Genomic DNA, 11,153 nt, shown 5'->3' with positions numbered 1-11,153 from the left:
CGAGGGGAGCCTCTCTTTTGCTCACCTCTTGCGGCGGAGGGGGACACCATGCGCCTATGCAGGACAAACTGCGCGTTCTTGTCGAATGATGGGCTATGTGTAGAGATGATGGTCTCGGGTAGAGGCCGTGTCGCGCTCGGCTGCGATGAGCCAGGCAATTCAATCTTCATCCGGGAGGGCCTTGGCAAGACAAGCAGGGCGAAGACCTTGGCGACGTTCGGGAGCCGTGTGGCGCCCGGCTCCACGCTCATCCACGACATGGAGCCGGGCGCCACACGGCTCCCGTCAACAATCTGTCACTGAAGAGCCAGCACTACAACGCGAAGCTGCTCAAGGGCGTTCCCGACGGCCAGAACCCGCTGGGGCCCGTGAACCGGATGCGCTACTTCATGCAGTGCTTCCTGAGGGCTCATCCCGGCTCCAACCGGGACGACATGCGGGGCTGTGGCTATGAGTCCGCCCGAGGACAAGCTTGAGAAGGTCGCGATGGTGCTCGATCGGGCAATGCGATACCCGAAAACGCTCAGGTTCAGGCAGTTCTATGCAAGAAAGCCCAGTTCAGATGAGTTCGACGAGCAATATTTATCAACACAGTGCAAGGGGGGGGATTATATTTGTATTTCATCCGTGTTGAGCTTCACACGGTGCGCGACTCATCGCAAACTGGTGGGCGCAGCGGAAAGAAAACCGACTGCAGACGAACGATCGATATCGGGAGCAAATAGCCACCGGATGCTTTTCGGTCTCCTACGCGTCGACCTCCGCGATTTCTTCTGCGTCTCGCCAAGTTGAAAGGAGCGATGTCGAAAACTCCTTTTCGGTTAGCGTCAAGACATCCTTCACGCAAAAACCTTTCAATTTGTCAGGAAGCCCAAAACGCGCTTTTTTCCTAATCGAGCTGGCAACCCGCTTCAACGCGGTCTTGTTCTTGTCCTCGTTGTATACCAAAACAAAGACGCAGTGCTCGCGAAACCATCTCGTCCTCTTTCCCCACAGGTCCGAGCAGATCAAAACGCTGTCCTTGCACTTCTCGATGAGGGCGTCCCTTTGGCCAAGATTGATACCAAGCTCTTCGTCATCCTTGGGATTGAGCCTCTTCCCCAGCGTCTCCTTCAGACTGCCGTTTTTAAATTCGACTAGATATAACGTTTCCCGATCGCAATACAGCGCATCGGCGGAGCGCGGGAGTTGCATCCACCTATTGACCTTCTTGCAGTAGCATTCTTTAACAGAGTCAAAATTGACAACAGGCAAATCGTCATCCACAAGAGAGACGCTCCCGTCTCTGGATGTTTTGGAGATGGTCGACGTGCAGTCCCTTAGGATACAGGTCCTGCAACGGGAGCAACCATCGCTGCCATCTGGCACCACGGGAGAGTTCGGATGAGGGCAGGAGGCGCACAGGTCGCTACTCAAGGCCGTACTCCTCCCTCTCAAGCGTATCAAAAGGAGCCGCCAGCTTCTCGTAGGCGACCTCAGTCGAGCCGGTTATTTCGGCAAAGCGAGAGCGTCCATCAGCGCAGGTCTCCGCAAGATAATATGAGCACAATCCATCAACAGCGTGCTTCTTAGAATACACTTCGATCGCATTCAAGAAATATGGACTATGGGTGCTCATTAAGACGTGCATCCCGAGCTCTTTCTGGAGCAGCACGATTATCTCGGCGAAGGCCAGCTGCCATGCAGGATGAAGATGAATCTCGGGTTCATCGAGGATAATAGTCCCTCCGGCATCTAGCGCGCCGGACTTCAAGAGCACCTTCATGATGGCGAACGTCTTCAAGCCAGCAGAAAGGTTCCCAGGCTCCAACCCCCGAGCGAAGCCCTCTTCGAGATACGTAAGGTGACCGCGACTTTCGCTCCTCTCGAAATACCCCGGACATAAGGAGGAGACCTTGTCCATGAGAACCTTCAGGTGCCGCTCCTTCGCGATCTCGTCGAACAGCGAGGACTCGCTGTCATCGTTACGGATGGTCGCCTGAATCAAATCTTGCCGCAGCTCCTCCTGGTGTCCAAGGAGGGGCCTGAACCGAAAAGCGGGGCCGTAGGGCCCTCCGAGAGAATCGATCAGGAACGGGTCGTCCAGATAATGCGCCCTGAATCGCAAAACCCTCCTATCGTGCACCTCCGCCACCTCGTCACCTGCAACCGAGAAAACCGTAGATGCGTCCTTTATCTGGAGTTCGACCTTCCCGGGCTCTTCGCCGAAAACCGAATTGATCTGGCCGTTGAACTCGCTTTGGAACCTGTTTGTCGCAATCGCACGAAATACCTCATCATCGGAGATATCCATGATCTCGATAATCTGATCGGCAACTCCTGCTACGCCATTCGTGAAATCGGATTCGATCTCACGGGAGATCTCCTCCCCGTAATACTCCTTTATCTCATCAATAAGCTCGTCCCTCGTGCACTCGCCCGAAAAAACCCTGTCGATGAAACCATTCATTCTTCCAGCAGTTCGCCTGTGGCGAGACGTGGAGTCGAGAGGGCCTCCCACATATGCCTTCCTGATGGCGCGTTCAACACTATTGCGCCTCATGCGGTCGATTTTGTTCTCCGAATCGGACATGCTGTTGAAGGCCGCATAAAGCGCTTTTCCAACCGTGCTTTTCCCCGTCCCGTTCTCCCCGGCGATCACGGCAATGCCATTAATCTCGATATCGGCCTCAGCGACCCTGCCGATGTTTTTCACCTTGATTTTCAATGCATATCACCAGCTCTAAACTCGCGAGACTCAATAGCTCGATTATCGCACAGGGAGATCGACTTCTCGAGGACTCCCTAAATGGAACGCGCGGGGAGGACATGGCTCGCCGCCGTCCGCTTTGCGTTCGCGCGGGGAAGGGTGACGACCAGGGGCCTCTCCGGGCTCATCAAGAGGAGCGCCGGATCCTCCTCGTCCATTTGAACTGTATTGTATCCCAGGACACTTGACTTAGAGGAATGGCGTTGAGCGGCGATAATCGTTTCAGCGCCAAAAAGAAAGGAGTGTTCAGTCATGGCAGATAGGCTCTCCTGCACAGCGGGGCACCGCACCGAGGCCGCAGACTTCGCCGTCGCGTCGGGGAAGCCCATCGCCCAAGTGGCCGCCGACCTCGGCATCAATGAGAAGATCCTGGGAAGATGGGTGACGGTCAGAAAGAAGGAACTGGCCAACCACCCGGTCGCGGCGGCCGCGGCCAAGACCGAGACCGCCGAGATGAGGGCCGCCCGCAAGTGCATGCGCGAGCTCGAGCTCGAGAACGAGTTCCTAAAAAGCCCCGACCTCACATTGGAGGCCGGGGCCAGTAGATTTTTGGGACATGTCTAGAAATCTACCCATGCGGGAAGCGGCATGTGCCGAGCATGTCGCGTGCTAGGTTTTGAGGCATGCCACAAAACCTAGCACGGGGGAGTGGCTACTCGGCGTCGGCGAAGCCGTTGGGGTTGTGGCTCTGCCAGTTCCAGCTATCGCGGCACATGTCCGCGATATCGTACTGGGCCTTCCAACCCATCATGCGCTCGGCCTTGGAGGCATCGCACCAGTTGGCGGCGATGTCGCCGGCGCGGCGCTCGCGAATCACGTAGGGCAGCTCCTTGCCGCACGCCTTGGAGAAGGCAGCAACGACCTCGAGCACCGAGGTGCCGGTGCCGGTGCCCAGGTTAAAGATCTCGACGCCGGTCTTGCCGTTCATCCAGTTGAGGGCGGCAACGTGGCCCGAGGCCAGGTCGCAAACGTGGATATAGTCGCGCACGCCCGTGCCGTCGGGAGTGGGGTAGTCATTGCCAAAGACCTGAACGGCCTCGAGCTTGCCCACGGCAACCTGCGCGACATAGGGCACCAGGTTGTTGGGGATACCCTTGGGGTCCTCGCCGATCAGGCCCGACGGATGGGCGCCGATGGGGTTGAAGTAGCGGAGCAGCACGACGTCCCACTCGGGGTCGGCGGTGTGGACGTCCATAAGGATCTGCTCGATCATCCACTTAGTCCAACCATAGGGGTTGGTCGCGGACTTCTTAGGATCCTCCTCGGTGACGGGCGGGTTGTCCGGGTCGCCGTAGACGGTCGAGGAGCTCGAGAAGATGATGGACTTGCAGCCATGGTTGCGCATGACGTCGATGAGCACCAGGGTGTTCTCGATGTTGTTGTGGTAGTACTCAACGGGCTTGCTCACCGACTCGCCGACGGCCTTAAAGCCGGCAAAGTGGATGACGCGGTCAATCTGATGGGTATCGAAGATCTTGTTCATCGCATCGCGGTCGAGCACGTTGGCCTCGTAGAAGGTGAGGTTCTTGGCGGCCTCGTCGCCCACGATGGTCTTGACGCGGTCGACGGCGACGGCGCTGGAGTTGGAGAGATCATCGACGATGACGACCTGGTAGCCACCCTCGAGCAGCTGAACGACGGTGTGCGAGCCGATAAAGCCGGCGCCACCGGTAACGAGGACGCAGGTGTCTTTGGGGTCGAGTGCTTTGGACATGTAGTCTCCTATCGAATCAGGAACACTTCTTCAGGGGAGTATAGCGCAGACAGTTGTTCCAAAAACGTACGCGGCAGGAAAAGCAGAGGATTATGTTAACGTACTCATACAAGAGCTTGCGTACGCATAACCTGATCTTTGGCATTTGCTTACGAGCCGTCGACCTTGCAGTTTCCTGCCGTTCGTGGAAATCGTTGGGACGCGCCATATGTACGCTAATATGTATGAGTTGAGCGACATATAAATAAGCATGTAACGGAGTACATATGTCACCAAACAGCGATCCCATCCTTTCCCAGGAGCTCTCGCGCCGCACTGTCCTCAAGGCCCTGTTCGGCGCCGCTTCTGCGGCAGTTCTTTTTGGCTTGCCCACTCGCGCCCATGCGGCGGAGGCTTCCAAAGAAACCACCGATAAACTGAATGCCGCCCAGGCCCAGCTCGACGAGGTTCAGGCCCAGCTCGACAGCATCGCAAATGAATACGCGGCGCTGGCCAGCAAGAATGCCCAGACCCTCAACGATATCGAGGGCGTACAGGGCCAGATCGACGACACGCAGGCGCAGATTGACGAGAAGAAGGCCGAGCTCAAAAAGAAACGCGGCGATCTTTCCGATCGCGTTGCCGCCAGCTACAAGTCCGGCGGCACGAACATCCTGTCGCTGCTGCTGGCCTCAGGCTCGTTTGAGGAACTCGTCGCCAACGCGCATTACGTTGAGAAGATTAACAAGAGCGACCGCGATGCCATCGAGGATATCCAGACGATTCAGGCTGAGCTCGACGCACAGAAGACCGAGCTCGAAGCACAAAAGGCCGACTTGGAGAAGCTCAAGGACCAGCAGACGGCTCAGATGCAGGATATGCAGGCCAAGCAGCAAGAAGTCCAGACCGTGCTGAACGGTCTTTCCGACGACGTCAAGGAGCTCATGGCTCAGCGCGATTCCGAGATCCTCGCTGCCGCCCAGGCCGAGGAGGCTGCCAGGAAGGCCGCCGCCGCTGCCGCCGCCGCGAACAAGAACAATTCCTACTCGGGCGGTTCGAGCTCGGGTGGCGGATCGTATGCTCCCGGAACTCCGCAGCAGAATGCCGGATCGGGCAAGCAGCAGGCCGTCGTCAACGCGTGCTACTCCACGCCTTCCCCGGGTCAGAACTGGTGCGCAGCGTGGGTTACCAACGTCTTCCGCAACGCCGGCGTTGGCTACTTTGGCGGTAACGCGTGCGATATGTTTAACGCCTGGTGCTATAGCTCCGACCGCTCGGCGCTGCAGGTGGGCATGATCGTGGCCGACTCCTCGCACAGCGGCACGGGTGCTCCGGGTCTTATCTACGGTCATGTGGGTATCTACGTTGGCGGCGGCATCGTTATGAGCAACGAGGGTGCCATTACGTCTAAGTCGCTTGACTCGTTTATTAGCTTCTATGGCACTGGCTCTGGCGTGCGTTGGGGCTGGCTTGGCGGCGTGGTGCTGTCGTAACTGCGGTTTGAAGTAAGTTGGTCCGTGGCTGCCCGAAAGGCATTAGGTTGCCTGCTTGGACAGTCCTGCTCGCACGGAGAGCACATTAAGTGCTCTCCGGCTCGTGCGGAACTTGCGATCAACCTAATGTCTTTCGGGCAGCTATGGACCTCTCGGGTCCAATACGTCACATACCGGACTGGTTTATCTGAATAAATATGGCGAAGGCCCCTTTCGGGGCCTTCTTTGTTAGAGGAATTCGCCTACTCGGTGGACTTCGGGTTCTAGGTCTACTCCGAATTGGTCTTTGACGGTTGTTTGGATGTGGCGGATGAGTTCGTCGACATCGGCGGCGGTGGCGTGGTCGGCGTTGACGATGAAACCGCAGTGCTTCTCGCTTACCTGCGCACCGCCGACGGCATGGCCGCGCAGGCCGGCGTCCATGATGAGCTTGCCGGCAAAGTAGCCCTCGGGGCGCTTGAAGGTGGAGCCGGCGCTCGGCATGTCGAGCGGCTGCTTGTCCTCGCGGCGCTGGCGGTAGTCGTCCATGTCGGCCTTGATCATCGCGGCGTTGCCCGGGGCGAGATTGAAGGTGGCCGAAAGAACGATGAAGCCGTCGTCGGCAATGCGGCTCTTGCGATAGCCCAGGTTGAGCTCATCGACATCGAACTCGATGATGTTGCCGCTGCTGCGGGTGCCGTCGTCGAACATGCGGGCGGGCTTGTAGACACGCACAGACTCCAGCACATCGGCCATGCAGGCACCATAGGCACCGGCGTTCATGTAGCAGGCGCCGCCGACCGATCCGGGGATGCCCGAGATGGGCTCCATGCCGGTGAGGCCGGCCTCGGCTGCTGCCGCGGCGACATCGGAAAGCAGGGCGCCGGCTGCCGCCGTGACGTGCGTGCCGTCGACCGTAATGTCGGAGAGGCCCTCGCCCAGCGCCACGACTACGCCGCGGATGCCCTTGTCTCCGACGAGCAGGTCCGAGCCGTTGCCCACGATGGTGAGCGGCAGATCACAGCGATAGCAGGTGTCAAGCGTGGCGACGAGGCCCTGCTCGGTATCGGGCGTGACAAAGACATCGGCCGGGCCACCGATCTTAAACGTGGTGTGCTCGCGCATGGGCTCGCTCATCAACACGTTGTCCTCGCCGGCAACGCCAGCGAGCGCGCACAGCAGGTCCTCGTTAAAAAAGTCGTTCTCGTGCATACGAATATCCGCCTTTTGGTGGTCGTTCTCATCAATCGATTGCAATATACCCCACCCGGATGTATTTGGTGCGCTGGCGGCGATAAAACTGCCGTCCACCGGATTGATAAAGTGTTTATCATCGAGGTAGAGGGGCAGTCGCTATACTTTCAAGAGATTGCGCGTAAACCCGGAAGGAGCGAGATGGCCAACAAAGTCACCCTCAAGCAGATTGCCCAAGAGGTGGGGCTTTCCCCTTCGTCGGTCTCGCTTGTTCTCAATAATCGGCCCTGTCGCATCTCGGAAGAAAACCGCAAACTCATCAAGGAGGTTGCGGCGCGCAATCACTATGTTCCCAACCAGATCGCGCGCAGCCTGGTCATGCGCGAGTCGCGCACCCTGGGCCTTATCGTCCCCAACATCGAGAGCCGCTTTTTCGCCTCGCTCGCCGGCAGCTTGGAAAAGCGCTGCCGCGAGGACGGCTACGCGCTTTTTATTACCAGCTCGGGCGGAAGCGCCGATGACGATCTGGAGCTGCTGCGCCAGCTGGTGACGCGCGGCGTTGATGGCGTCTTCCTGGTGGTAGGTGACGAGTTCTCCGACGACCGCGCCCTGCGCGAAGAAGTCAGCCACCTGCCCATCCCGGCTGTAATGGTCGACCGTGCCATTGAGGGGCTCGAGTGCGACAAGGTGATGTTTGACCACGAGATGGGTGGCTACATGGCTACCCGATATCTGATTGAGCAGGGCCACCGTCGCATCGCCTGCCTGGTTAACGCGCGCCGCTCCAATACGGGCCGCAAGCGACTTGCCGGCTATGAACGCGCGCTGCGCGAGGTTGGCCTGCCCATCGACGCGCGCTTGGAGTTCGAGAGCGAGTACTACATTCCGAGTGCCTACGAGGCCTCGGAGGCGGTGCTCGCAACCGATGCCACCGCCGTGTTCGCAAGTTCGGACAACATCGCCCTCGGTTTGCTCAAGCGCTTGCACGAGATGGGGAAGAGCATCCCGGGCGATATCTCGGTGGTGAGCTATGACAACTCGGCTGCCGACGTTCTCTTTGAGCCGGCGCTGACCGCGATCGAGCAGGATCCGGGCGTGCTTGCCGAGCATGCCTTTGGTTGCATGTCCAAACGTCTTGCCGGCAAGGGCGGCAGGCGTGCCGAAGAAGTGGTTCTGGAGCCTGCTCTCATTGTGAAGGGCAGCGTTCTAGAACTTACTAAATACAACTAAACATGTTTATCAATTCGAGAAGATCGAATGTGGAGCATCTGTGACAGGCAATGCCGCAGGTGAATGTTGCGTTTTGCCAATTGGCGTGTTTGATAGAGATGGTAAAACGTTTTTTCACCATGATAAAACGTTTTAGCAAATATACTAGTCCCAACGAATGGTTGCCGTATCGGAGGGTGACCGCGCAGCGAAGGGACATAAACAATGGCTAAAACACTGGGGACGCCGTGGCAAAAGCTGGGGCACGAGGTGCCGGCTTCCGAGCTCGAGGGTGTCGATCTGTATTGGCGCGCTTCGAACTACCTGTCCGTCGGTCAGATCTACCTTCGCTCCAACCCGCTGATGCGCGCTGACTTTGTCGACGATAAGACTGGCGAGGCGCGCGACTTCGGTCGTCCGGACGTCAAGCATCGCCTGGTTGGTCACTGGGGCACTACGCCCGGCATCAACTTCCTGTTCGGCCACGTCAACCGCCTTATTGCCGATCACAACCAGAACGCCATTTTCTTGATGGGCCCGGGTCACGGTGGCCCCGCCGGCACCGCCCAGTCGCTGCTCGACGGTACTTACCGCGAGATCCGCCCCGACATCACCAATGACGAGGCCGGCCTGCAGAAGTTCTTCCGCCAGTTCTCCTATCCCGGCGGCATCCCGAGCCACTTTGCGCCCGAGACGCCCGGCTCCATCCACGAGGGCGGCGAGCTCGGCTACACGCTCAGCCACGCTTACGGTGCCGTCATGGACAACCCGAGCCTGCTGGCCGTGGCCGTGGTGGGCGACGGCGAGTCCGAGACCGGCCCGCTCGCGACTTCTTGGCAGTCCAACAAGCTCGTGAACCCGGCAACCGACGGTATCGTCCTGCCGATCCTGCACCTCAACGGCTACAAGATCGCCAACCCCACCATCCTCGCCCGCGTGTCCGACGAAGAGCTCACCAAGTTCTTTGAGGGTATGGGCTATAAGCCGCACTTCTTTATCGCCGGCTTTGACGACGAGAGCCACGCAAGCATCCATGAGCGCTTTGCCGCCCTGTTTGAGCAGGTCTTTGACGAGATTTGTGACATCAAGGCCACCGCGCAGGCCCAGGCTGCCGCGGGCGAGACCGTGGTCCGCCCGGCCTATCCCATGATTGTGTTCCGTACGCCCAAGGGCTGGACCTGCCCCAAGCAGATCGACGGCAAGAAGACCGAGGACTCCTGGCGCGCCCATCAGGTGCCGCTGGCAAGCGCCAAGGACACTCACGAGCACTTCCGCGTGCTGCGCGAGTGGCTGCGCTCCTACAAGCCCGAGGAGCTCTTTACGCCCGAGGGCCAGGTGCGCCCCGAGGTAACGGCCTTTATGCCGACCGGCGAGCTGCGTATTGGCGCCAACCCCAACGCGAACGGCGGCAAGGTGCGTCGCGAGCTCGAGCTGCCCGATATCCACGCCCACGAGATTCCCGTCGCCGAGAAGGGCCATGGTTGGGGCTCCACCGAGGCTGCCCGCGTCTTTGGTGAGTACACTGCCGACGTTCTGGCCAAGAACATGGACGACTTCCGCATCTTCGGTCCCGACGAGACCGCGTCCAACCGCCTGCAGGCCGCTTATAAGGTGACCAAGAAGCAGTGGGATGCCGGCTTCTACGAGGACGAGGCCAACGACGAGCTGCTCGCTGGCTCCGGCAAGGTTGTCGAGCAGCTGTCCGAGCACCAGTGCGAGGGCTTCCTCGAGGCCTATGTGCTCACCGGCCGCTCCGGCGTGTGGAGCTCCTACGAGAGCTTTGTCCATGTGGTCGACTCCATGGTCAACCAGCACTGCAAGTGGCTCGAGGCTACCAAGCGCGAGATTCCGTGGCGTGCCCCCATCAGCGGCCTCAACATTTTGCTGTCGAGCCATGTTTGGCGTCAGGACCACAACGGCTTCTCGCACCAGGATCCTGGCTTTATCGACCTGCTGCTCAACAAGGCCAACGACACGCATATCGTGAACGCTTACTATCCGGCCGACGCTAACATGGCTCTCGCCGTGGCCGAGCGCGTCTACCAGTCCACCGACTGCGTCAACGCCATCTTCTGCGGCAAGCAGCCCGCCCCGACCTTCCAGACGGTCGACGAGGCAAAGGCCGAGCTCGCCGAGGGCGTCGCAAATTGGGAGTGGGCATCGACCGCCGACTCGCTCGGCGAGGCCGACGTCGTGGTCGCCACGTGTGGCGACGTGCCGACGCTCGAGGCTCTGGCTGCAACCGATATGCTGCGCGAGCTGGGCATTAAGGTATGGTTCGTCAACGTGGTCGATCTGCTCAAGATTCAGAACGTCTGCGAGAACGACCAGGCTATAAGCGACGAGCGCTGGGCTGAGCTGTTTGGCTGCGGCGAGAAGCCCGTGCTCTTCGCGTTCCACGCCTATGCCGGCACGATTCGCCGCCTGATCTGGAACCGCCCCGGACACGACGCGTTCCGCGTCCACGGCTACGAGGAGAAGGGCTCCACGACCACGCCGTTCGACATGCTGCGCCTGAACAACATGGATCGTTGGGCCCTGGCCGCCGACGTGCTGCGCATGGTCGACGCCGATAAGTTTGCCGAGCAGATTGATGAGTGGGAGGCCTTCCGCACCGAGGCCTTTGAGTTCGCGTGCGACGAGGGCTTCGATCACCCGGCCTTTACCGACTGGGTCTGGCCCGACGCCGCTGCCGCAACCGCAGCCGACGGCGTGCTCTCCGCAACGCAGCTAACTGCCGGCGACAACGAATAGCATCCGGGACGGTCTCGCGCTGGGGCCGCCTCCGGGCGGGCGCCTTCCCCTGAGAAGTGGGCTTCGCGAACTTCTCAGGGGA

The 11,153-nt window shown here is 59.6% G+C and carries 8 protein-coding genes; 4 read left to right on the top strand and 4 right to left on the bottom strand.

Features of this window, described 5'->3' with window-relative positions; genetic code table 11:
* Positions 1–747: 747 nt before the first annotated feature.
* Positions 748–1,266: a hypothetical protein gene (locus DWX63_RS09720; RefSeq protein WP_124786586.1), complete on the bottom strand. Its 519-nt coding sequence runs from the start codon at positions 1,264–1,266 to the stop codon at positions 748–750.
* Between the two features lie 142 nt (positions 1,267–1,408).
* On the bottom strand, positions 1,409–2,707 hold the full coding sequence (locus tag DWX63_RS09715; protein ID WP_035137751.1) for an ATP-binding protein: 1,299 nt from the start codon (positions 2,705–2,707) through the stop codon (positions 1,409–1,411).
* Positions 2,708–3,001: 294 nt separating this feature from the next.
* Between DWX63_RS09715 and DWX63_RS09705 the strand changes: the two genes are divergently transcribed.
* Positions 3,002–3,313 carry a hypothetical protein gene (locus DWX63_RS09705; protein WP_117564855.1) on the top strand — a complete coding sequence of 104 codons (312 nt, stop codon included), beginning with the start codon at positions 3,002–3,004 and terminating at the stop codon, positions 3,311–3,313.
* Positions 3,314–3,401: 88 nt separating this feature from the next.
* Here DWX63_RS09705 and galE read toward each other — a convergent pair whose 3' ends face one another.
* Positions 3,402–4,463 carry a UDP-glucose 4-epimerase GalE gene (gene galE, locus DWX63_RS09700; RefSeq protein WP_117843599.1) on the bottom strand — a complete coding sequence of 354 codons (1,062 nt, stop codon included), beginning with the start codon at positions 4,461–4,463 and terminating at the stop codon, positions 3,402–3,404.
* Between the two features lie 266 nt (positions 4,464–4,729).
* Here galE and DWX63_RS09695 point away from each other — a divergent pair, with 266 nt between their 5' ends.
* Complete coding sequence (locus DWX63_RS09695; RefSeq protein WP_055252180.1) at positions 4,730–5,935, top strand: hypothetical protein; 1,206 nt, start codon at positions 4,730–4,732, stop codon at positions 5,933–5,935.
* 228 nt (positions 5,936–6,163) lie between these two features.
* Here the strand turns inward: DWX63_RS09695 and murB are convergent, their stop codons facing one another.
* Positions 6,164–7,126, bottom strand: a complete 963-nt coding sequence (gene murB / locus DWX63_RS09690; RefSeq protein ID WP_117843598.1) for a UDP-N-acetylmuramate dehydrogenase — start codon at positions 7,124–7,126, stop codon at positions 6,164–6,166.
* Positions 7,127–7,309: 183 nt separating this feature from the next.
* Here murB and DWX63_RS09685 point away from each other — a divergent pair, with 183 nt between their 5' ends.
* Together DWX63_RS09685 and DWX63_RS09680 are read left to right on the top strand one after the other, a co-directional pair.
* Complete coding sequence (locus DWX63_RS09685) at positions 7,310–8,338, top strand: LacI family DNA-binding transcriptional regulator (protein WP_055252182.1); 1,029 nt, start codon at positions 7,310–7,312, stop codon at positions 8,336–8,338.
* A 204-nt stretch (positions 8,339–8,542) separates the two neighbouring features.
* Positions 8,543–11,071, top strand: coding sequence for a phosphoketolase (locus tag DWX63_RS09680; RefSeq protein WP_117735687.1), 2,529 nt, complete (start codon positions 8,543–8,545; stop codon positions 11,069–11,071).
* Positions 11,072–11,153 lie beyond the last annotated feature (82 nt).

Source organism: Collinsella sp. AF20-14LB, from assembly GCF_003459505.1.
Lineage (GTDB): Bacteria > Actinomycetota > Coriobacteriia > Coriobacteriales > Coriobacteriaceae > Collinsella.
This window is presented reverse-complemented; position numbering and strand designations above follow the sequence as displayed.

Excerpts from the sequence above, each read along its gene's own strand:
- galE (WP_117843599.1), bottom strand. The coding sequence starts at position 4,463 with ATGTCCAAAGCACTCGACCCCAAAGACACCTGCGTCCTCGTTACCGGT.
- DWX63_RS09680 (WP_117735687.1), top strand. The coding sequence starts at position 8,543 with ATGGCTAAAACACTGGGGACGCCGTGGCAAAAGCTGGGGCACGAGGTG.
- murB (WP_117843598.1), bottom strand. The coding sequence starts at position 7,126 with ATGCACGAGAACGACTTTTTTAACGAGGACCTGCTGTGCGCGCTCGCT.
- DWX63_RS09695 (WP_055252180.1), top strand. The coding sequence starts at position 4,730 with ATGTCACCAAACAGCGATCCCATCCTTTCCCAGGAGCTCTCGCGCCGC.
- DWX63_RS09705 (WP_117564855.1), top strand. The coding sequence starts at position 3,002 with ATGGCAGATAGGCTCTCCTGCACAGCGGGGCACCGCACCGAGGCCGCA.
- DWX63_RS09685 (WP_055252182.1), top strand. The coding sequence starts at position 7,310 with ATGGCCAACAAAGTCACCCTCAAGCAGATTGCCCAAGAGGTGGGGCTT.